This is a genomic window from Mucilaginibacter terrigena (assembly GCF_004168255.1).
GTDB classification, from domain to species: Bacteria; Bacteroidota; Bacteroidia; order Sphingobacteriales; family Sphingobacteriaceae; genus Mucilaginibacter; species Mucilaginibacter terrigena.
The window spans coordinates 100,948-123,060 of the sequence record NZ_SEWG01000001.1 but is presented as its reverse complement, the minus strand read 5'-3'; the positions used below and the strand labels follow the sequence as shown (position 1 = coordinate 123,060).

Below are 22,113 nucleotides of genomic sequence, written 5' to 3'. Positions count from 1 at the left end.
CTAAGCCACCCCTTTGCATAATAAAGTAAAATGCTTAGGCATTAGTGCCTTTGCCGTAGGCCTTCAAGTTAAAATCAATATCGTTCCCTACAGAAAGTTTATAATCACGGGAGTGCCCGCCCTGCTGCCATTTAAATTCTATTGAAAGCAGGGAATCCGTACCGCTGCTTAGTGTCATGCTTGCACCATCAGCGGTGCCGCCATTTATATCTTTCAGTTCATCTGCGTTTAACACACAAAGTCCTGGGCTTTTTACATCAGTTTTCATGTCGTTATTATTTTGTTTAAATAATAAAGCGCGGGTAGTATTAGTACCCGCGCCCTGGTGTTTAATTTTTAAATTACGCACTTTGTGATTTTTGGCCGAATAAGCCGCCAAGGCTCGACGTAATGCCGTTGCCTAATGAGAAGGCAGAGGCGCTACTTTCGTCGCCGTCCTGGCTTGCGCTTTGGAACGATAACAAATTACCGATACCTAAATTGCCTAATAAACCGCTTTCACTTGATGATGAAGAATCATTACCTCCAAAAATTGATCCGCCGTTTACTTCCAGTAACTCAGCGTTATTTAATTCTTGCATTTTCATGGTTTCTTGTATTTAAAAATGTTTGCCTACTCTGTTAAAGGTTTTCAGCGTGCCCTTTTAATTTACAGAACAACTTTCGCCATTCTATCCCCTTCTGCCTGCCTTACGACTGGCTTGATAGCTGGTTAAAAATACCACCCAGGTTCGATGTAATATCGTTTCCTAAAGAGAAGGAAGTTGAGCGGCTTTCGTCACCGTCTTTGCTGGTACTGCTGAACGATAATAAATTACCGATACCCAGGTTTCCAATTAATCCGCTGTTGCTTGATGAAGAAGAATCATTACCTCCAAAAATAGATCCACCGTTTACTTCCTGTAATTCGGCGTTGTTTAATTCTTGCATTTTCATGGTTTCTGTATATTAAATTTCGCCTACTCTGTTAAAGGTTTTCAGCGTTCCCTTGTGCTGGATAAGGTACATCAACTGTGCCAAGGCGATTAATCTTTAGTTAATTTCTAACAACTAAAAAGAATATATTATAACCTAAAATAGCAAACCGCCCCTGCAATATTTACGTAATGTAAAACTAAACGAAGAATTTATGTTACTGATTTACAGAACGTAATAGAGTTTAGAGCAATTTAAAATAGGCCTTAATATTTTACCGGCATGCAAAAAACCTCATAGCTAAAACGAGTGAAGTTTTTACCCTAAGGCCAAATTGTGTATTTTCATTTGGCATTTGGCAAGCAATTTTGATCCATTTAAACTACTTTGTTCGGAAATAAGGGCTATTTATAGCGCTGTGGATACAAAAAACAAGTAATTATCTTGAACTGCAGTTATTGATATCAATTATTTGCCGATACAGAACTTACTAAATATATTTTCCAACAGATCATCGGTGGTAACGGCGCCGGTTATTTCGCCAAGGTAGTGCAGGGCTTGTTTGATATCCATCGACAGGAAATCGGATGTTACGGTGTCTATGCCGGCCAATACCCTTATCAGGGCTTCCTCGGTTTTTTGCAGGGCTTCCAGGTGGCGTATGTTGGTCACCAGAGTTTCGTGGCCGGTAAGCTGGTCTTTTATGGCTGAGCTATATATTTTTTGTTTCAGTTCATCGATATGCTGCTTTTGTTTAGCCGAGATGATGATGGCTTTATCGGTATGCGGCAATGCCGATAGTTGCTCAGCATTCAGCAGATCAGTTTTGTTGGCCACGATAAGCATAGTTACGCCGGGCTTTTGCAGGCTTTCAATATCGGCGTTCAGGTCAGCAAGGGTGATTTCGCCGGCATCATAAACGTAGAGCAGCAAGGCCGACTGGCTAATTTTTTCCATGGTACGCTGCACCCCTATCTGTTCAATGGTATCGGTAGCTTCGCGGATGCCGGCCGTATCTATCAGCCGGAAATTGATCCCCTGGATATTCAGCACTTCTTCAATGGTATCGCGCGTAGTGCCGGGGATATGGCTTACAATAGCGCGTTCTTCATTCAGCAAAGCATTTAACAGGGTTGATTTACCGGCATTTGGCCTGCCCGCAATAACCGTATTAACGCCGTTCTTTATCGCGTTACCCAACTCGAACGACTGTATAAGGCTGCCGATGATACGGGTAATATCATGGGTAAGTTTTTTCAGTTGATCTCGATTGGCAAACTCTACATCTTCTTCGGCAAAGTCAAGTTCAAGCTCTATCAGTGATGCAAACTGTACTAATTGGTCGCGAAGCTGCTGTAACTGGTTACTAAAGCCCCCGCGTAATTGCTGCAATGCTACCTGCTGCGACGCTTTTGAGTTTGATGCGATAAGGTCGGCAACAGCTTCGGCTTGCGACAGGTCGAGTTGACCGTTCAGGAATGCCCTCAGCGTAAATTCACCCGCTTTTGCCGCTCGTGCGCCGTTCTTAATCAGCAGTTTGATAATAGACTCTATGATATAATTTGACCCATGACAGGAAATTTCTACCACGTTCTCGCGCGTGTAAGACCGCGGGGTTACAAATAAGGAAGCCACTACCTCATCCAATTCCAAATCGCCATCTGTAATTCGCCCAAAGTGCAGCGTATGCGATGCCTGTTTGGTTAGGTCTTTACCTTTCCAAACTTTTTGTGCAATAGTAATGGCATCCGGCCCTGAAAGGCGGATCACCCCTATTGCCCCGGCGCCGTTTGGGGTAGCAAGCGCTACAATGGTATCTTCAGTATGGTTCATAGATAATAGTTCATGGTTCATAGTCAACACTGTAAACCTTTTATTAATTACAAACTTCGTTATTTTCAGTCAATGTTATGTTGAACTTATGCCATAAACAATTCCTGCTATGATCCATGAACTATTAACCATGAACCAAAAAGTTTTACCTTCGCGGTACTATGGTAACTTTTTTTGAAGCTTCGCTCGATACTATTTCGGTACATCATGTTGGCAACCAATCGGCAGGTGAAATGTACTCCTTATCCGAGAAACCCCTTGAGTTAAAGGACGAAATTATCCCCAACCTGCTGATGCAGTATTTTTTGAAACCCTTTGAAAAGACCAACGAAGTTTACCACCTGATGCACAGCAGCGGCGACCTTGCCCTTAACGAGCTGCATAACTACGCCACAAAAGTTTTTGAGGATAAAGAGAAGTTCCAGGAAATGTCTGAGCAGATTGCCAAACACCTGTACAAGGTAAGCACCCACCCCAATATCAAAGGCGGCGAACTGTACGTGGTTTATTTTAACAATGTACAAATAGAAGGCAACCCGCTGGATGCCATAGGGATCTTTAAATCAGAAAATAAGGAAACTTACCTGAAGGTGTACCCCGACCAATGCGGTTTCGCGGTTGATTACGAGCAGGATGCCATTAATATCAATAAATTGGATAAAGGTGTACTTATTTTCGATATCGAAAAAGAGAATGGCTATAAAGTGGTTGTGGTGGATAAGGTTAGCGGCGGGCAGGATGCGGCGGTTTACTGGAAGGATGAGTTTTTGCAGTTAAAGATCCGTAACGATAGTTTTAACCAAACCAGCAATACGCTTGGCATCTACAAAAACTTTGTCACCCAAAAACTGGACGACAGTTTTGACATGAGCAAGGCTGATAAGATAGACCTGCTAAACCGATCGATGAAGTATTTTAAGGAAAAGGAAACCTTCGACCTGGATGAGTTTAGCGAAGAAGTTATCAGCAACCCCGAAGCTATCGCATCTTTCAAAACTTTTAAAAGCCAGTACGAAGAAGAGTTTGACACCCCCATAGCCGACAGCTTTGAGATCTCGGGCAACGCTGTAAAAAAGCAGGCCCGCATTTATAAAAGCGTATTAAAGCTGGATAAAAACTTTCATATTTATATTCATGGCGATAATAAACTGATTGAAAAAGGTTTTGACGATAACAAAGCCATGAATTATTATAAGGTTTATTTTAAGGAAGAAGCGTAAATTTGATATATGACAGGCGGACAAGTTTTGATTATCGTGTTTCTTGCTGCTCATTTACTGGTAGCGGTATTGGCCATTTTTAAAGCTATTAAAGCGCCTGTTTTAACTACTACACAAAAGCGGCTTAACATTTTCCTTATTTTATTGCTTCCGTTTATTTGGTCGGTGCTTATTTATTTTATCCTTAAAAAAGAGATGGCTTCGTACGAGGCGAGGAAGAATATAAACAGATCTACCGATTTTTATGAGAGCGGTATAGCTATGAATAATATCGGTTCGCACCACTAATACCTGTTTAATTTATTGGGTGTAACCTTCTGGGCAACAGCATTGTCTCATGCCATCATGAGCCTCACCAAACCTTTACACATTCGGTTTACTTTTAAAACCCTGCTTGTATTCCAGTTCTTCTTTTTTGCGATGCACGAGCTGCACGAGCTTGCGCATATTGTAACCGGCAGGCTGATGTGCGGCGCATGGGGCACGCGCGATTTTAACGTATGGCGGCTTTGCGAAACCTGCAACGTGCCCTACCCCGAAATAGCTACCTTCGCCGGGCCGGTGTTAACTTTTATCATGCTTTGGCTGGGCCGGTATTGGTTAAAGCATGGCGCAGCTACAAGTATCCGGTCGTTTGGTTTGGTGATGATATTCGGCAACATGCCCTTTGGGCGGTTGTATATGGCGGCGATGGGCTCGGGAGATGAAATGTGGGGCCTGCGGTCGCTGTTCTTAAATGCCGGTCATTCTAACCTGCTGCTATTGCGAATAATTAATTTTGTGGTAGTGGCTGCCATCTGCCTGCCGCCACTGGTAGTTGCCTACAAGGCCATAGGTAACAAGCGGAAGATATTGGTATTTATAGCCTTGCTAATAATCCCGTTAATGCTGGATACCATTATCCTGCTGATGCTTCTAAACGGATTACTGGCTACCGGCTTCTTAAACCACGTTTATTTGATGGGTACGCCGTTGCTGATCCAACTGTGGTTTATAAATTGCATTGCGATAGTAATTGCGGGGTACAGATGCTTAACAACATTCGCGATAGAGAAGACTTAAACTTCGCCCAGGTAGGCCAGTTTCATAAAGCTTATCACCTCTTCGTTCACATCCTCTACATTCAGCATCCTGAAATGATGGTTAAACTGCTGCTGCCCGGGTACCTGCGCTATTTTCTGGAAACATAAGTTATCGGGGTACTCCTGCTTAAACGGGAACACTACATGGATAAAGTTTTTACCCAACTGGGTTATATAGGCAATGCGTTTATGGCCGTTATCCAGCCCTATCATACTTTTCAGCGGCACTACCTCAACATTACCAATAGTATTAAACCGGTTAATAAAATGATTGAACAGGACAAGCGTATGGTCACTTTTACCAATTAGGAAATCGGATAGGTAGTATTCTTCTGAGTCCAAAGGATGTAGATTTTGATAAATATAGTCAAATTGCCCTAAAGAGTTTGCTCCGTACCTCGTAATCACGTGTGGGACTATTTTCAATCAAACTCCGGCAGTATCCCTGCTATCCCCCAGCGCTCTTCTATTCCCAATCCAAACAGGGCGAAATCGTATTTAACGGGGTCCAGCGGGTCAAATTCTTTTAGGCGTTCGGTAAGTTCTACGGCTGTTTGCCAGTCGGTTTGTTTGCGGGTAATGAGTTTGAGGTGCCGTGCCACACGGTCAACGTGCAGGTCGCAGGGACAGATCAGGTCGGCAGGGGTTATCTTGTTCCAGATACCGAAATCAACGCCGTTATCGTCCTTGCGCACCATCCAGCGCAGAAACATATTTAACCTTTTGCAGGTCGATTTTTGCGCAGGCGACGATACATGCTTTTTGGTACGATGCGGGAAATCGGGCAGGGAAAAGAAATATGAACGGAAGTGGTTAAGGGCCCCCTCCACCCCCTGAAGGGGGGATCTTTCATTAGCAGGCAGGCTATTCTGCTCCCCCTTCAGGGGGTTGGGGGGCATAAACGCCTGTTCAAGTGATTCGTAATTCTCGTAATGCCACCTAAAGAACGCGATAAAATACAGCGTATCGATATCATTAAAAGTGCGGTGCTTAAAATGCAGCAGTTTCTTCAGGTCGGGTTCCTCGTGGTTGATGATGAAATCGTAAGGAGCGCCATCCATCAGCGTGATAAGCTCTTTACATTTATTGATGATGGTAACCCTTTGCCCCCATGCCAGGGTAGCAGCCCAAAATCCCATGATCTCGATATCCTGCTTTTTGCTGAACATATGCGGGATGCTCACCGGGTCGTTCGCGATAAATTCGGGTCGGTTGTATTGGGCTACTTTTTGGTCGAGGAAGGATTTGAGGTTATCGTTCATGATTTTAGAGTTAAGAAACAAGAAAGAAACTTGTCGTCTTGGCTCTTGACTCTTATATCTTGGTTCTTCTTATGCCAGCGCCTGTTTCAAATCTTCCAGCAGATCCTCAATATCCTCTACCCCTACGCTTAAACGCAGCAGGTTATCTACCACGCCGGCTTTATCGCGCTCGGTTTTGGGGATGCTGCCATGGGTCATGCTTACGGGGTGGTTTATTAATGATTCTACACCGCCCAATGACTCTGCCAAAGCAAATACTTTAAAGGAGCCGGCAATGCGGTAGGTATCCTCCAAGGTAGCGTCTTTTAAAACAATAGAGATCATCCCGCCAAAATCGCGCATTTGTTTTTTGGCGATGTCGTGGTTTTTAGAATCGGGGAAACCCGGCCAGTAGATCTTCTCTACCCTCGGGTGGTCTTTCAAAAATTCGGCAACCTGGCGGCCATTCTCGCAATGGGCCTTCATGCGCAGGTGCAGGGTTTTTATGCCACGCAGCACCAAAAAGCTATCCATCGGGCCCGGTGTTGCGCCGCATGCGTTGTAAATGAACCATAGCCGTTTGTAAAGCTCCTCATCGTTCAGCATCAGGGCACCCATAACCACATCGCTGTGGCCGCCAATGTACTTAGTAACAGAATGCATCACCACATCGGCACCCATGTCGATAGGGTTTTGCAGGTACGGCGAGGCAAAAGTATTATCTACCACAAAAAGTAAATTATTTGCCTTGCTGATCTTACCAACAGCTTCAATATCCACTACCTGCATGGTTGGGTTGGTTGGCGTTTCAATCCAGATGAGTTTGGTTTTATCGTTCACATATTCGTTGATGATGTCGGGGTTCGATAAATCAAGGAAATGAAATTTAATACCATAATTAGCGTAGATCTTGGTAAAAATACGGTACGATCCTCCGTAAAGGTCATTACCGGTTATTACCTCGTCGCCGGGGGCAAGCAGTTTCATTACCGCATCGGTAGCACCCATACCGCTGGAAAAGGCCAGTCCGTACTTAGCGTTCTCTAACGCCGCCAAACAATCTTCCAATGCCTTGCGGGTTGGGTTTGTGCCGCGCGAGTACTCATACCCCTTATTATCCCCCGGCGATTTTTGCCAGTAGGTTGATGTCTGGTATATCGGCGTCATGATAGCGCCGGTAGTTGGGTCGGGCTCCTGCCCTGCGTGTATTGCTTTTGTTCCGAATTTCATAATTGGTGCGGGGTTAGTGGTGCGGAGTGCGAGTATGAAGCGAATTAATCCGCTCTTCACTCCTCGCACTCCACATCCATTTAATATGCACGAGCAAATAATACTCGCTGGCTCGAAGGTTTACCTGTTAAAATACATTTGCCTTCTTCCTGTTTATTGTTCAAAGGTATGCAACGGATTGTTGCCTTAGTTTCATCTTTTATCTTTTGCTCGGTCTCGGCGGTGCCATCCCAATGGGCAGACAGGAAACCCGGCTGCTCATCCAGCATACTTTTAAACTCTTCGTAGGTATCTACCTCAGTTGTGTTCTCCGTGCGGAAATCAGCTGCTTTTTTGTAAATGTTTGCCTGGATCTCTTCCAGCAACGCTTCGATATGCGCGGCAAGGCCTTCCTGGTTTACGGTTTCTTTGGTTTTGGTATCGCGGCGGGCCAATTCAACGGTACCATTCTGCATATCGCGACTGCCAATGGCAACGCGCAGTGGCACACCTTTCAATTCGTACTCGGCAAATTTAGCGCCCGGGCGGTGGGTATCGCGCTTATCAAATTTTACGCTGATATCTTTTGCACGCAACTCTTTTGTTAAAGTGTTTACAAACGTGGTGATGTTCTCCAGTTCCTCTTCGTGTTTGTATATCGGCACAACAACTACCTGTATCGGTGCCAGCTTTGGCGGTAACACCAAACCGGCATCGTCAGAGTGCGCCATAATAAGTGCCCCTATTAAACGGGTTGATACACCCCATGATGTTGCCCATACAAAATCCTGCACGTTATCTTTCGTAGTAAATTTTACATCAAAGGCCTTGGCAAAGTTTTGCCCCAAAAAGTGCGATGTACCTGCCTGCAGCGCTTTACCATCCTGCATTAAAGCTTCGATGCAATAGGTATCTAACGCGCCCGCAAATCTTTCGTTCGGTGTTTTGCGGCCTTTTACAACCGGTAATGCCATCCAGTTTTCGGCAAAATCGGCGTAAACATCCAGCATCTGTTCGGTTTCTGCTATCGCTTCATCAGATGTGGAGTGGGCGGTGTGGCCTTCCTGCCATAAAAATTCGCTGGTACGCAAAAACAAACGGGTGCGCATTTCCCAGCGCATTACGTTGGCCCACTGGTTAACCAGGATAGGCAGGTCGCGGTAGCTTTGGATCCAGCCGCGGTAGGTGTTCCAGATGATGGTTTCGGATGTGGGGCGGATAATTAATTCTTCCTCTAATTTTGCATCCTCGTCCACAACAATATTACCGTTCCCGTCGTTCTTTAGCCTGTAGTGGGTAACCACAGCGCATTCTTTGGCGAAGCCCTCCACATGGCTGGCTTCTTTAGAGAAGAAGGATTTTGGTATAAGCAACGGAAAGTAAGCGTTTTGGTGGCCTGTTTCTTTAAACATTTTATCGAGCACCGCCTGTATTTTTTCCCAGATAGAGTACCCATAAGGTTTAATGATCATACACCCCCTGACAGGCGAATATTCGGCCATGTCAGATTTAATTATTAAGTCGTTAAACCATTGCGAATAATCTTCGTCTTTACTAATAACACCTTTGCTCATATATTGATTTTTGGAATAGAAATTGACTTTGTTATTAAAATTAATAACGCCCAAATTTATAAATTTATACGTTTATTTGACCTTGAACTTTACATCCTTACAAAACAAATGAAAAGGGACCTTATTAAGGGAATGATTTTGATCGGCGCTGTAGCGCTGAGTTCCTGCTCCGTTAACAAAACCGCATCTACCTCTAAAAACGACGATGACGTTTACTTCTCGCACGCGACCGCGGCCGAAGAACCTGTATATATTACCAGAAATGACGAATACAACCAGGAGGCCGACGACCAGGACAGCGACGAAGACGATTATTTTTACTACGATGATTACTCATCGCGCATAAACCGTTTCAGCTATTACTCGCCTTTTGGATATTACGATAATTTATACTACGGCTACTCGCCTTACGGTTACGGCTATGGCAGCGCTTTTAGCATTGGCCTGGGCTTTGGTTACGGTGGCTACGGCTATGGTGGTTTTGGTTACGGCGGTGGCTTTGGCTACGGTGGTGGTTTTGGCTATGGCGGTTATGGATATGGTTACCCATGGGGTGGTTATGGATACGGTTACGGCTATGGTTATTCTCCATACTCCTACTGGGGCATTGGCTATGGCGGCTCGCCATACTGGGGTGTATATTCTGCTTACAACCGCGGCAACGCGCGCCCTTACAGAGGCAACGGAAGCCCTGGCAGTTCATTCGGCAATACAGGGCGTACCGCTTATGGCGGCCGCAACAGTGGTATAGGTTATATTCCAAACAGGGGTTCGCGCGGTGTTAGCAATGGGCAAACCGGCGGCAGGCCTGTTTATGGCGATACCCGTGCTACACGTGGAGTACGTACCGACAGGCCAACCTATCAGCCAAGTGTTGAGCGTTCGGCACCATCAAGCAATAACAACAGCGGCGGCGGCAGAAGCAGCAGCGGCGGCGGTTCCAGTTCAGGCGGTGGCGGTGGTGGCGGCAGGCCGGTAAGGAACTAATTTAAAAATCCTAAAATTTATGAAGATAAAATATATACTAAGTGTAATTGCTATAGTAGCATTTACCCAAAATAGTTTTGCCCAGTATTCGCAGGATGCCATCAGGTTCTCGCAAACTACAACAGGGTCTACCTCGCGTATAAAAGCGGTTGGTAACGCGGGTACCGCAGTTGGCGGCGATCTGAGCAATATAAGCGGTAACCCTGCCGGTTTAGGATTTTTTACCCGGTCGGAGTTTAGCATCACGCCCGAGTATGATGCTTCCAGATCAAAGTCTACTTATTTTGGGCAGGCGGGCACTGCATCGCGCAACAGCGGTAATTTAAACCATGCTGGCCTTGTTATTTACAACCAGTTAACCAAACCTGCCGGTGCCGATAAAAATAAAGGCTGGTTAAGCGTTAACTATGGTGTAGCCTTTAGCCGTGTAAGCGATTTCAATCAAAACATCCGCTACAAAGGTTCTAATAGCACCAATTCTATCAATAGTTATTTCGCATCGCAGGCAAACGATTTCGGTATCGACGAAGGATCGCTGGCTGGCTGGGCGTATGATCAACAATTAATAGATACATATACATCCGGGTACGGCGCGAACAACGTTGGCCCAACCACGCAAGAAGCCATTATAAACCGTACCGGCGGCCAATCGGGTATCGATTTTTCTATAGGTGGCAATTACAGCAACAAACTTTATTTAGGTTTAGGATTAAGCTTTACCGATATCAACTACAACTCGTACGGTACTTTTTATGAAGATGGTACGCTGTCGGTATTAGAAGGCCCGGCACCTGGTACACCTACCGATCGCAACTTTAGTTCGGCATATTCGCAAAACCAGATAACTAAAGGCACCGGCTTTAGCGCCAGGCTGGGGGTTATTTACAAACCAACCGAAGCCGTACGTTTAGGCGCGGTGTTTACCTCTCCTACTTTTTATAACATCGATGATATTTACTACGAGGGCCTTTCTTCAAAAGTAGGCAGCAATGCCCAAAACGATAACGAATCGGACGATTACAGGCTGAATTATAATTTACGCACGCCATTAAAAATAGCCGGCGGCGCGGCCGTATTTATCAAGCATTTTGGTTTTATTACCGGCGATGTGGAGTATGTTGATTACAGCAGCGCCCACCTGGGCAGCAACCCTGATTATGATGCTGATTACAGGGATAACGGCGAGATAAAAAGTCTGTACAAATCGGCAATCAACGCGCATATTGGCGCCGAAGCACGATTAACCAGTTTCTTCCTGCTGCGCGGCGGGTACGGCATACAAGGTGATGCCCGTAAAGAAAACGGCAGCGATATTAAAACAACCAGCGGCGGTATCGGCCTGCGTTTTGGCAGCTATTATATAGATGCTACTTACGCCCACTCTACCGGCAGGCAAAATATATTCCCATATGATATTGGCAGCACAAGCCCTTCGGCAGCGTTACGAAACAGCAATAACAATGGTTACTTAACTTTGGGATACCGCTTTTAAGAGCCCCCCAACCCCCTAAAGGGGGAGTAGAAATTGGATACAAGATAAAGCCCGTCTATAGAATTATAGGCGGGCTTTATGCTTTTCAAAAACTTCCCCTTCAGGGGGTTGGGGGGGCTTCGGTTGCCTCAATCCTCATTTACAAACGAGCGCAGCATCCAGGTGTTCTTTTCTTTAAACTGCATAAAGCGGTTCACCATATCGTTGGTGCCGTCGTCGCCCGCATCGGCGGTAATGTCAAGTATCTGGCGCTCCATTTCAATAAGGGCGGCCATATCCTTTATCAGGGCCTTTACCATATCGGTATCTTTCATACCAATGGTGTTAACTTCTTTTAAGGTTGATGTGGTGATGTAATCGTTAAAGGTACTGTATGGCGGTTTGCCAAGTGTCAATATCCGTTCGGCTAACTCGTCTATGGTAGTAAGGGCCGCGGTGTATAGCTCCTCGAATTTTACATGCAGGGTAAAAAAACTTTTGCCTTTAACATTCCAGTGGCACCCGCGCAGTTTTTGATAATGGATATGATAGTTTGCAAGCAGGTCGTTCAGATGGTCTACTACGGGTTTAACTTTTTTTTCTTCTAAGCTTATTTTTTCGGCATCCATAATATTTATTGTTTTGTTGTGATAACAGCCTGTATGTTGGCATTGTTTATCAAAGTTAAAGGGTTTTGATATAAATAGCCATATTTGCACACTAAATGACAATGCTACAACCATTCGTATCCCAAACCCTTAACGGCGCCGTTTGGCGGCTGCAAATTGACGGGGAAACCGATATAATGTGCATCGAGATCCGCAACGAGAAAGACCGGCAAACCAGCTTCGCAGCCGTTAACCTTGCAAGCGGCCAGGTTTATTTCACCTCCCTTACCCTGCCCGAACGCTGGCTTACCGGCATAGAGAACATATACAACGGCGTACTACTCTTGCATTACTACAAGCACGAAACAAGTCCTGAGCATAAAAGCATTATCGCCGTTGATGCAACCACCTCGACAGAACTTTGGAGTAATTATAGTTTGGCGTTCAACCATCTGTCAACCAATGGCCCGGTGGCGTACAATCCCGGCATCCAGCCAAAAAAATTATTGTTGATTGATGTGCTTAGCGGCCAAACCATAAGGCCTTATAACACCACGTTGGATAAACCTTTAGATAATTACATAGTCATACCTGAGATGATACCCGCCGCACAGCTTATCCCCGGCACTTTGCCTGAAGAGCCGTACGGAAATATGGTGCATTACCTAAACCATAATAGTTACAGAATTGTATCTTTGCACACTTTTAAAAACGGGGCTTTACAACAGCACCTGTATATAATGGATGGCAGTAATGTGGTTTACCACGATTTATTGAACCAGGATATACAAAAATTACAACCCGAGGCGTTTGTATTACATAAAAACGCTTTGATTTATATAAAAAACAGGACCGAAATAAAGGTTTTAAAACTATAAATTACTGAATAAGAATTTATTATGAAATTTAAAATACTATTACTATCCGCTATTTTGCTTGGCTTAACTACCACCCTATTTGCATCGGCACCGCCCGATTCTGTTGGTGTTGAAAACCTTAATGGCAAAAAAGTGATCCTACATAAACTCGACCCTAAAGATAATTACTACTCGTTGGGCCGTAAGTACGGTGTAAGCCCTAAGGTTATCCAGCAGTTTAATAACAATGCCGCTTTGCAAATTGGCCATATTATTAAAGTACCTACCGAACGGTCGATCGTTGAAACGGTAAAATCTACTCCTGCTGTTGAGCCGCCGGTAACACAGCCACAAACAAAACCTGCAGCCGGGGCGCCCGTTAAAACCCAGCCCCCCGCAGTAGTAACACAAAAGCAGCCGGTGCAAACCACCGAACAAAAACCTGCGCCAACTACACCCGCCGCCACATCAACCTCGCAGCAGTACAAAGTATCGGCACACGAAACGCTTTATGCCATTGCTAAACGGTTTAACACTACTGTTGAGGCTTTAACGTTGTTAAACAACCTCAAATCAAGCAATCTATCTGCCGGGCAGGTTCTGTTGGTACCAAACGGCGAGCCTGTAACCCCACCGCCGCCAACTATAAATTCGACGCCTGATACCGTTAAACGGGATTCGACCTATGTTGCGCCTGACAGCCTTGACCGCCATTTACCTGCAAACCGTTACGGCCTGTTCGAAAAGAACGAGAAAGGCGTGGCTACCTGGATAGACGATACCAGCCTTGACCCGAACAAAAAATTAATATTACACCGCACAGCCCCTATAGGTACGGTTATGCGTATCACAAACCCTATGAACAACCGTACTACATTTGCCAAAGTGGTTGGCCGCTTTACAGATAGTCAGTCTACCCGCGATGCTATAATTGTAATGACCAAAAATGTTGCTGAAGCATTAGGCGCATTAGATAAACGTTTTCAGGTAAATATCAGCTACGGTACACCTAATGAATAAACCTTATGTAATTGGTGTTGCCGGCGGAAGCGGATCTGGCAAAACTTTCTTCTTAAAATGCTTCCTGGAGCACTTTAGCGCCGACGAGGTATGTTTGGTATCGCAGGATGATTACTACTTCCCCGTAGGCCATACCATGACAAAAGAGGAAAACAAGGAGTATAACTTCGACCTGCCATCGACAATAGACCACGACCATTTTGAGAGCGATATTTTTAAGCTGCTGAACAACGAATCGTTCATGAAGCAGGAGTACACTTTTAACAACCCGGACGCTATCCCCAAAATGCTGGAGATAAAGCCCGCCCCCATTATTATTGTTGAAGGCCTTTTTATTATGCACTTTGGCAAAATTAAGGACGTACTTGATATGACCATATTTATTGAAGCCGACGAGCACATAGCCCTGCAGCGCCGCCTAAAGCGCGACCTGGAAGAACGCGGCTACTCTAACGAAGATGCATACTACAAATGGGTAAACCACGTTGTGCCGGCTTATAAAGAGCATTTACTACCCTACCGCGATCAAGCCGATAAAATAATCCAGAACAACACCCAGGTTGCTGATGATATTATAAAAGTGACAGAAGAAATTTCGAGGGAGTTGCGCGAGAAAGTTTTAGGTGAAAGGTGAAAATCACAAGATAACTTATTCAATATCCCGATAGCTATCAGGACACTAATTGCTTAGTCGCAGTTTAGCAACAGGTCGTAGTACTTTTTCATTAATACCGTATCGTAATTTACCAGGGAATTGTAAGCCTCGGTAACAAGCTCTGTTAAAATAGATGAGCCAAGCTGCCCTGCCCCATTCGGGATAGATTCGTAGTAAGTAATAAGTTCTTTTACCCTAATAATTTCGTACAATAATTTCTGGATCAGGTCGGTTTGTGCACCACCCTGCACCCCAGCTGAATTATTGAGAAAATCTAAAGGATCATTAGTAGTAGATGTCATTTTGCAATAAAGGGATCGGCTTTATGTTTTTTGATATAACTATACTTAACTAAAACTAACAACTAAGGTTTAAGTTTTGTTTTTATTTTAAAAACTTTTTTTATTAAAAAAGCAAAACCCTCCAAAAGAGGGTTTTGCGCTATAAATTCGGCCTGGTTAATTATTATCAGCAGGCCTGTTACTTTCCGGGCGTGGCAATAAAGCCTTGCGCGAAAGTTTTAATTTACCTTGTTTATCAACATCAAGCAGTTTTACACGTACTTCGTCGCCTACATTAAAGATACCATCCATGGTCTCAATTCTGCGGTGATCAATTTCAGATATGTGTAACAAGCCATCTTTACCCGGCATAATTTCAACAAATGCACCAAACGGCATAATTGATTTTACTTTACCTTCGTAGATCTCGCCAACTTCCGGTTTAGAAGCAATAGCGCGGATACGGCCCAAGGCTGCATCAATGGCCGCTTTGTTATCGGCAAATACCTGTACAAAGCCCTGGTTGTCTTTTTCCTCGATAGAGATGGTAGCACCTGTTTCGCGCTGCATTTCCTGGATAATTTTACCCCCGGGCCCTATAACCGCGCCAATAAATTCTTTATCTATCTTGATCATTACAATACGCGGAGCGTGTGGTTTGTAGTCCTCACGTGGTTCGGTCATAGTTTTGGCCATTTCGCCCAGGATGTGTAAACGGCCTTCTTTCGCCTGGTTTAACGCGTTTGTTAAAACTTCGTACGATAAACCGTTTATCTTTAAGTCCATTTGTACAGCAACAATACCGTTTTTAGTACCTGTCACCTTAAAGTCCATATCACCTAAGTGATCTTCATCACCAAGGATATCCGAAAGAATAGCATATTTAGTACCCATTTCGTTGGTGATCAACCCCATCGCGATACCAGATACCGGGTTACTGATCTTGATACCGGCATCCATCAAAGCCAATGTACCGGCACAAACCGTAGCCATTGATGATGAACCGTTTGATTCAAGGATGTCAGAAACGATACGGATAGTGTAAGGATTTTGGTCTTCGGCGGGTAAAACACGTTTCAACGAACGCATAGCCAGGTTACCGTGACCTATCTCGCGACGGCCTGCACCCCTGTTAGGGCGAACCTCACCGGTTGAGAAACCAGGGAAATTGTAGTGTAACAGGAATTTTTGGTAACCATTGATGAACGCGCCATCAATCATTTGCTCATCATCCTTAGCGCCTAAGGTAACGGTGGTTAATGATTGTGTTTCGCCACGGGTAAACACGGCAGAACCGTGAGCAGATGGCAGGTAACCAACTTCGCTCCATATCGGGCGGATCTGGGTAGTGCTACGGCCATCTAAACGTTTGCCCTCGTCTAACACAAGGTTACGGATAGCATCGTACTCTACATCGTGGTAGTATTTTTTAGCTAACGATTTTGTGATGTCGTCTATCTCGCCTAAAGTAGCGATGTAGGCGTCACGTACCGCTTTAAAGCTTGCAGAACGCTCGTCTTTAGCAGAAGCAGCGCCGGCAATAGCGTAAACCTGGTCGTAAGTAGCAGCGTAGATAGCTTTCTTAAGCTCCTCGTTGCTGTGCTCGTGGCTGTAAACGCGCTTAACGGTTTTGTTAAGCTCGGCAGTTAATTCCTTCTGAGCTAAACATTGTACTTTAATAGCAGTGTGTGCAAATTTAATGGCTTCAACAAGCTCAGCTTCCTGTATTTCGGCGCTTTCACCTTCAACCATGTTAATATCATGCTCGCTACCTGCAACTATAAACTCTAAAGTTGCTGTTTTAAGCTGGCTTAAAGTTGGGTTAATGATCAGCTGGCCATCAACTTTAGCTACACGTACTTCAGATATCGGCCCGTTAAAAGGGATATCAGAACAAGCTAACGCTGCAGATGCAGCTAAACCTGCAAGGCAATCAGGCATAATATCTTTATCGGCAGATATCAACGATATCATTACCTGGGTATCAGCGTGATAATCTTCGGGGAACATTGGGCGCAATGCGCGGTCAACCAAACGCGAGATCAAAACCTCGTAGTCTGATAAACGTGCCTCGCGACGTAAAAAACCACCCGGTATACGACCGGTGGATGCGTATTTTTCCTGATAATCAACAGAAAGGGGTAAAAAATCAACTCCCTCTTTCGCTTCCAGTGACGATACTACAGTAGCCAGTAACATGGTGTCGCCCATCTTAATTACTACTGAGCCATCGGCTTGTTTGGCCAGTTTACCGGTTTCGATCTCAATGGTGCGGCCGTCACCTAAATCAATAACCTTTTTAATTACGTTTAAACTCATCTTGTTTGTTTTGTGGTACGCTTTTCATCTTTCGGAGCGCACCGGTTTTTTTATGTGTGTGTATATTTGTTGCAAAAGTAAAAAAGCCATCCTGCATATGCGGACGGCTTTTTTTTAAAAAATAAGAAAAGTTATTTGATAATATCCCTAAGCTGTAAAGCTTTGATGATAGCACGATATCTTTCAATGTCTTTTTTGAACAGGTATGCCAACAAACCGCGGCGTTTACCTACTAATTTTTGTAGCGATAACTGGGTTGAAAAATCATGTTTGTTCTTTTTCAGGTGACCGGTTAAATGCGCGATGCGGTAAGTGAATAACGCTACCTGACCTTCGGTTGAACCTGTATCAGTAACTGCTTTACCATGTTTTGCAAAGATCTCTGCCTTTGCTTCTTTACCTAAATACATTACGTGAATAATATTAAAGCGTGAATATTTAATTAATTGTGGCGCAAAGATACGGTTTTAATTGAAAAGTAAAAATGATTTTTAAGTGATTGGCAAGCGGTTGATTGAGGTAAATGGCGAGTGGTTTTCGGTTCCCCTCTCGAGAGGGCTTAGGGGTGTGTTAGTCTTGCGTTTTAGCCGATTATATTCAATCATGTCGCAATTAGCCCCTGCATTAGTCATTATTACACTGCGTCGGGCATAAACCTATAACATAACTTTGTATCAGTAACATTTTAATAAAATACGCCGTAAGGCAATGTATATTAGCAACACCATAATAAACCCATATGTCGCAAGTTATCAAGCCCAGGGGCAAAGCATATTCATTCTTCAGCGTTTTAAAGCAATCGTTAAAAGGTGAGCAGGTTGACCTGACCGCCATCAGCATAAAAAGGGCTATTGTTTTATTAGCTATCCCCATGATGCTGGAGATGGCCATGGAATCTGTTTTCGCATTGGTCGACCTGTATTTTGTAGGCCATTTAGAGAACAGTAGCCACGCTATCCAAACCGTAGGTTTAACCGAGTCTGTACTAACCGTAATATATTCGTTAGCCATTGGCTTAAGCATGGCCGCAACAGCAGTTGTTGCCCGCCGCATTGGCGAAAAAAATCCCGAAGCAGCTTCAAAAGCCGGGATGCAAACTATTGTAATAGCCGTAATTATAAATGTGATTATCAGCGTTTTTGGATTGCTGCATGCCCGCGACCTGCTTTTGATCATGGGTGCATCAACAGAAACGGCAGACCATGGTACACCGTTCGTGCGCATCATGATGGGTGGCAGCCTTATTATCGTGCTGCTGTTTTTAATAAACGGTATCTTCAGAGGGGCGGGTAATGCAGCCATTGCTATGCGCAGCCTGTGGATAGCCAATATCGCCAACATTATTTTATGCCCCATCTTCATCAGGGGACTTGGGCCTATCCCAGCGTTCGGGTTAACGGGTGCGGCTATTGCTACCACCATCGGCCGTGGTTTAGGGGTATCGTACCAGGTTTATAACCTGTTCAACAATAAAAACGCATTAAAAGTACGTTTAAGCTACTTTATCCCCGAGTGGACGCAGATAAAAGCCATCATTAAAGTAGCGGCACCGGGCATCCTGCAGTTTGTAATTGCCAGCTGCAGCTGGATCTTTTTGGCGCAGCTGGTAGCCACTACAGGCGGCGATGAAGGCTCGGCAGGTTACCAAACCTCGCTGCGGTTAATGATGTTCTTTTTGCTGCCTGCATGGGGCCTTAGTAACGCCGCTGCCACACTGGTTGGGCAAAACCTTGGTGCGGGCCGGGTAGACAGGGCGGAGCAATCGGTTTTCCAGACCATCAAATATACCGTTGTGTTTTTGGGTGTAGTGAGTGTATTGTTTTTAACCTGCGGGCACTGGTTCGCGGCGTTTTTCACCGAGGATGATGGCGTAAAAAAAGTAGCCACCCGGTCGTTGCAAATTTTAAGCGGGGGCTTTATCATTTTTGGAATGGGGATGGTTTTCACCAGTGCCTTTAACGGCGCGGGCGATACCTGGACGCCAACCAAAATAAACCTGTTCACTTTCTGGCTCTTCCAGATCCCCTTTGCTTATTTATTGGCTAAATATTTTGAAATGGGGCCAACCGGCGTGTTCATTGCCATCCCCGTTGCCGAAATTGGCTTAACCATAGCCGCCTACATTTTGTTTAAGAAAGGTAAGTGGAAGAAGACGTTGGTGTAATAGTTGCGCTCGTAATTGCAGGGACGAAGCAATGTTTTAAGGCAATTGTATAATTTGTATAAATAATCAGCTTAAACGATTGATTTGTCGCTAAGCTCCGCGCAATGACATGGTGAACAATGGTGGAAACGTAAAGACTCGATACTTACGTTTTGAATACTTTTAATCCATTAAAACTTTTCCAACCTTTACAACTTATTACAACCAATGAGCACCTACTCCACCTTTGAAACCGAACTGCGGGTACGCCCCGATGATATAGACATGTTTCAGCATGTGCATAACAGCAAGTATTTTGACTATGTGCTGGCTGCCCGCTACGACCAGATGGAGCGCTGCTATGGCATGGCAATGGAAAAGTTTATGGAACGTGGTTTTGGCTGGGTGGTACGCACCGCGCATGTCGACTACAAACGCGCCCTTACCATGGGCGACTACTTCATTGTAAAAACAGGCATCGAAACCATTAACGATAAAGGTTGCCGCGTGGCCTTCACTCTAACCAACAAAGCCACCAACAAAGTTTGCTGCGATGGTTATTTTGATTACGTGATGATTGATATGGCCAGCGGCCGTGGTGTAAAAGTACCCGATGATGTAATTGAGCATTACGGGATATAAACTTACAACTTTGCAACCGAGCTTATGCTGATGGCTACCATACAATCGCCGGTGCAATCTTTAGGCTGGTAGCCCGCATTAGAAATAATGCCGCCGTTCTTCGTTTCAAAGTAAATGATGTTTTGATTTGCATCCATGGCCAGCCATATTTTGGCTTTTGCGTAAATGTCATCCATGGTGATCAGTTCGGCGCCTTCAATGGTATGCGAGCCAAGGGTGGTGGCATCTTCATGCCATTCGCGCGTTACCACATCACTGATACCCGAACTGGTTGTTGCATCTGCCTTATAAAAACCGAAATCGCGTTTGGTTACGATTCCGTTTTCAACCGTTATTTTTGTTTTCTCGCTGCCAAAATGGTTATCCCTGGTTATCAGTTTATAGGTATTGTAAGTGTAATTATTGTGGGCGCTGCTTTTAAAATCAGTCCACACCTGCAGGCTTATTTCATACGGAGTTTTGGGGGCGGTTTCTTTTTTGCATGCCCAGCCCGATACAAGCAGAAGTAAAGTGCACAACAGGTAAATTTTTCTCACTATTGTAATTTTAACAGACTAAAACTAACTGATAATGAGCTACGCTGTGTACTGCACTATACTGTAATACTATTAAAAATCAACACTATAGCGGGTGGATAGCCTCACATACGGGTACCGCTTGTTTACATCGGGGTGCTCGTCATATTTACCGCGCAAAAAGAAATAACCCGACTCGGCCGCTACAGACAGTTTTTTTGACCAGGCGTAGCGTACCTCGGTAGTGGCGGTATGTAAAAAGTAATGCGATTTATTACCGTTAATGGTGTAAAGCGCCCCGCCCCGGTAATCAAACCCGGCAAAAAATTTGTCTTTTACATTTATTCCGGCACCGCCATTAATGCTAAATCCCGACGTATAATCATAATTGCGCCCGTTGGAGTTGTAGGTGTTCGGCACAGCGGCCAACAGCACCGGGCCTGTACCTATATTGGTGTTAAACTTTACTTTTTTGCTTACATCGTACTGCGAAAACAGGTTTAGCTTTACGCTTTGCGCACCATAAAAAAAGGCTTCGTTGCTTATGTAGTCGTAATTGGCGCTTAGTATGGCCAGATGTTTTAGGTCTTTATTAGAACGCAGCTCCCACCCGGCCAATGAACCATACACGCTTACAAGGTTAACAATAGAGCTGTCATCCTTGCCTGCCTCAATGTTGATATAAATATTACTGAAAGGTGTACGGTAATCCTTATAGCGGTTACCATATATCAGTTTGGCGCGGACAAAGGGTACGGTTTTGCCATTGCCGCCAATAGTACCGGTAATGCTGTTAAATGTGCGCGCCCCCAGGTCAAACTCTGCCGATACTTGGGTGGAGTCCCTGTCTTTTGGGTTGCCGTAAACCCTGCCCCATTTGCCGTCAAGCAGGCGGTTAAGGCCATTCATGGGGTTTGCTAAAAAGGCGGCTATTTCTTCCATTTGCCGGCCAAACCCACGGTGCCGGTTATTTACTATTTTGTTTGACAGGCGATAACTCATCTCGCCCAATACTATCCCACCAAAGCTGGTGTTTATAAAATCATTGGGCGATGGGTGTTCGTTCTCGCCGAAGGTTTCCCAAAAGTAGCTGCCGGCAACAGCCGCCGGCGCAGATTGCCAGAAACTATAACCATTACTACGGAACGAGCTAAAATATAAACTGCCCTGGTATGGGTGCCCAAACTGGTTGGTACGGAAAATATCTTTATCCCATTGCCAACTGCCGGGGTTCAGGTTACGCCAAATGGTAGCTCCGGTTACATTAGAGTAAGGTGCATGGGCTATAAATTTGCCGTAACTAAAGGGTATGGCCTGTGCAAGGCCCCACTCGGCTGCTGCGCGGCCAAAGCGTTTGGTTTCGGGTGGTACGGTGCCAAAAAATGGCGTCCGTGCGCGGCGCGGCTTGGGTTTGGGTACGGTGTCGATAATTAACTTATCGGCATCCTGGGCGGTTTGTGCAATGGTAGCGGTAGGGAAACACAACGCTATTGCAAAAACCACTATAAGCAACTGGTAAGGTAAAAATTTCAATATATCGG

General features: G+C 44.8%; 24 protein-coding genes. 10 read left to right on the top strand and 14 right to left on the bottom strand.

From position 1 onward, the window contains the following. Positions 1 to 34 precede the first annotated feature (34 nt). The 4 genes from EWM62_RS00615 to mnmE all read right to left on the bottom strand — a co-directional run bounded on the left by EWM62_RS00615 (position 35) and on the right by mnmE (position 2,748). Positions 35 to 349, bottom strand: coding sequence for a hypothetical protein (locus EWM62_RS00615; RefSeq protein WP_129874707.1), 315 nt, complete (start codon positions 347 to 349; stop codon positions 35 to 37). Beyond that, positions 342 to 587, bottom strand: a complete 246-nt coding sequence (locus EWM62_RS00610) for a hypothetical protein (protein WP_129874706.1) — start codon at positions 585 to 587, stop codon at positions 342 to 344. Before EWM62_RS00610 ends, EWM62_RS00615 begins: the two co-directional genes overlap by 8 nt. A gap of 103 nt (positions 588 to 690) precedes the next feature. Beyond that, the gene (locus EWM62_RS00605) at positions 691 to 936 is read right to left on the bottom strand and encodes a hypothetical protein (RefSeq protein ID WP_129874705.1); all 246 of its coding nucleotides are present in this window, start codon (positions 934 to 936) and stop codon (positions 691 to 693) included. A 447-nt stretch (positions 937 to 1,383) separates the two neighbouring features. Beyond that, positions 1,384 to 2,748, bottom strand: coding sequence for a tRNA uridine-5-carboxymethylaminomethyl(34) synthesis GTPase MnmE (mnmE, locus tag EWM62_RS00600; RefSeq protein WP_129874704.1), 1,365 nt, complete (start codon positions 2,746 to 2,748; stop codon positions 1,384 to 1,386). 161 nt (positions 2,749 to 2,909) lie between these two features. On the opposite strand from mnmE, the gene EWM62_RS00595 reads away from it, so the two are divergent. The 3 genes from EWM62_RS00595 to EWM62_RS00585 are packed head-to-tail and all read left to right on the top strand — an operon-like array spanning position 2,910 to position 5,030. Then, entirely contained in the window at positions 2,910 to 3,968 is a 1,059-nt protein-coding gene (locus tag EWM62_RS00595; RefSeq protein WP_129874703.1) for a nucleoid-associated protein, read from the top strand. 9 nt (positions 3,969 to 3,977) lie between these two features. Then, on the top strand, positions 3,978 to 4,256 hold the full coding sequence (locus EWM62_RS00590; protein ID WP_129874702.1) for a hypothetical protein: 279 nt from the start codon (positions 3,978 to 3,980) through the stop codon (positions 4,254 to 4,256). A gap of 57 nt (positions 4,257 to 4,313) precedes the next feature. Continuing rightward, positions 4,314 to 5,030, top strand: coding sequence for a hypothetical protein (locus EWM62_RS00585; protein ID WP_129874701.1), 717 nt, complete (start codon positions 4,314 to 4,316; stop codon positions 5,028 to 5,030). On the opposite strand, the gene EWM62_RS00580 is transcribed toward EWM62_RS00585, so the two are convergent. The 4 genes from EWM62_RS00580 to proS all read right to left on the bottom strand — a co-directional run bounded on the left by EWM62_RS00580 (position 5,027) and on the right by proS (position 9,074). After that, on the bottom strand, positions 5,027 to 5,392 hold the full coding sequence (locus EWM62_RS00580) for a DUF5655 domain-containing protein (protein WP_129874700.1): 366 nt from the start codon (positions 5,390 to 5,392) through the stop codon (positions 5,027 to 5,029). The genes EWM62_RS00585 and EWM62_RS00580 overlap by 4 nt on opposite strands. A gap of 80 nt (positions 5,393 to 5,472) precedes the next feature. Beyond that, positions 5,473 to 6,312 carry a TIGR02757 family protein gene (locus EWM62_RS00575; RefSeq protein WP_129874699.1) on the bottom strand — a complete coding sequence of 280 codons (840 nt, stop codon included), beginning with the start codon at positions 6,310 to 6,312 and terminating at the stop codon, positions 5,473 to 5,475. A 69-nt stretch (positions 6,313 to 6,381) separates the two neighbouring features. Continuing rightward, a complete protein-coding gene (locus tag EWM62_RS00570; protein WP_129874698.1) occupies positions 6,382 to 7,521 on the bottom strand; it encodes a cystathionine gamma-synthase in 1,140 nt (379 codons plus the stop codon). 80 nt (positions 7,522 to 7,601) lie between these two features. Next, positions 7,602 to 9,074, bottom strand: coding sequence for a proline--tRNA ligase (gene proS / locus EWM62_RS00565; RefSeq protein WP_129874697.1), 1,473 nt, complete (start codon positions 9,072 to 9,074; stop codon positions 7,602 to 7,604). Between the two features lie 108 nt (positions 9,075 to 9,182). On the opposite strand from proS, the gene EWM62_RS00560 reads away from it, so the two are divergent. Both EWM62_RS00560 and EWM62_RS00555 read left to right on the top strand, forming a co-directional pair. Next, entirely contained in the window at positions 9,183 to 10,061 is an 879-nt protein-coding gene (locus EWM62_RS00560) for a hypothetical protein (RefSeq protein WP_129874696.1), read from the top strand. Between the two features lie 19 nt (positions 10,062 to 10,080). Then, positions 10,081 to 11,553, top strand: coding sequence for a hypothetical protein (locus tag EWM62_RS00555; protein WP_129874695.1), 1,473 nt, complete (start codon positions 10,081 to 10,083; stop codon positions 11,551 to 11,553). Positions 11,554 to 11,681: 128 nt separating this feature from the next. Here the strand turns inward: EWM62_RS00555 and EWM62_RS00550 are convergent, their stop codons facing one another. Next, the gene (locus EWM62_RS00550) at positions 11,682 to 12,161 is read right to left on the bottom strand and encodes a Dps family protein (RefSeq protein WP_129874694.1); all 480 of its coding nucleotides are present in this window, start codon (positions 12,159 to 12,161) and stop codon (positions 11,682 to 11,684) included. 101 nt (positions 12,162 to 12,262) lie between these two features. On the opposite strand from EWM62_RS00550, the gene EWM62_RS00545 reads away from it, so the two are divergent. From EWM62_RS00545 to EWM62_RS00535, 3 genes are read left to right on the top strand one after another with little or no spacing between them, the layout of a single operon-like run. Continuing rightward, positions 12,263 to 13,018: a DUF4905 domain-containing protein gene (locus tag EWM62_RS00545; RefSeq protein WP_162499757.1), complete on the top strand. Its 756-nt coding sequence runs from the start codon at positions 12,263 to 12,265 to the stop codon at positions 13,016 to 13,018. Between the two features lie 21 nt (positions 13,019 to 13,039). Further along, positions 13,040 to 14,017 carry a LysM peptidoglycan-binding domain-containing protein gene (locus EWM62_RS00540; protein WP_129874692.1) on the top strand — a complete coding sequence of 326 codons (978 nt, stop codon included), beginning with the start codon at positions 13,040 to 13,042 and terminating at the stop codon, positions 14,015 to 14,017. Beyond that, positions 14,010 to 14,651, top strand: a complete 642-nt coding sequence (locus tag EWM62_RS00535; protein WP_129874691.1) for a uridine kinase family protein — start codon at positions 14,010 to 14,012, stop codon at positions 14,649 to 14,651. The genes EWM62_RS00540 and EWM62_RS00535 overlap by 8 nt, the downstream gene beginning before the upstream one ends. A gap of 53 nt (positions 14,652 to 14,704) precedes the next feature. On the opposite strand, the gene EWM62_RS00530 is transcribed toward EWM62_RS00535, so the two are convergent. The 3 genes from EWM62_RS00530 to rpsO all read right to left on the bottom strand — a co-directional run bounded on the left by EWM62_RS00530 (position 14,705) and on the right by rpsO (position 17,682). Further along, positions 14,705 to 14,974 carry a hypothetical protein gene (locus EWM62_RS00530; protein WP_129874690.1) on the bottom strand — a complete coding sequence of 90 codons (270 nt, stop codon included), beginning with the start codon at positions 14,972 to 14,974 and terminating at the stop codon, positions 14,705 to 14,707. Positions 14,975 to 15,130: 156 nt separating this feature from the next. Beyond that, complete coding sequence (gene pnp / locus EWM62_RS00525; protein ID WP_129874689.1) at positions 15,131 to 17,272, bottom strand: polyribonucleotide nucleotidyltransferase; 2,142 nt, start codon at positions 17,270 to 17,272, stop codon at positions 15,131 to 15,133. Positions 17,273 to 17,403: 131 nt separating this feature from the next. Next, complete coding sequence (rpsO, locus tag EWM62_RS00520; RefSeq protein WP_129874688.1) at positions 17,404 to 17,682, bottom strand: 30S ribosomal protein S15; 279 nt, start codon at positions 17,680 to 17,682, stop codon at positions 17,404 to 17,406. 329 nt (positions 17,683 to 18,011) lie between these two features. Between rpsO and EWM62_RS00515 the strand changes: the two genes are divergently transcribed. After that, positions 18,012 to 19,436, top strand: a complete 1,425-nt coding sequence (locus EWM62_RS00515) for an MATE family efflux transporter (protein ID WP_129874687.1) — start codon at positions 18,012 to 18,014, stop codon at positions 19,434 to 19,436. Positions 19,437 to 19,643: 207 nt separating this feature from the next. Beyond that, the gene (locus EWM62_RS00510; protein ID WP_129874686.1) at positions 19,644 to 20,057 is read left to right on the top strand and encodes an acyl-CoA thioesterase; all 414 of its coding nucleotides are present in this window, start codon (positions 19,644 to 19,646) and stop codon (positions 20,055 to 20,057) included. A 2-nt stretch (positions 20,058 to 20,059) separates the two neighbouring features. Here EWM62_RS00510 and EWM62_RS00505 read toward each other — a convergent pair whose 3' ends face one another. Then, positions 20,060 to 20,575, bottom strand: coding sequence for a hypothetical protein (locus tag EWM62_RS00505; protein WP_129874685.1), 516 nt, complete (start codon positions 20,573 to 20,575; stop codon positions 20,060 to 20,062). 90 nt (positions 20,576 to 20,665) lie between these two features. Continuing rightward, complete coding sequence (locus EWM62_RS00500; protein WP_162499756.1) at positions 20,666 to 22,105, bottom strand: DUF3943 domain-containing protein; 1,440 nt, start codon at positions 22,103 to 22,105, stop codon at positions 20,666 to 20,668. Positions 22,106 to 22,113: the final 8 nt, after the last annotated feature.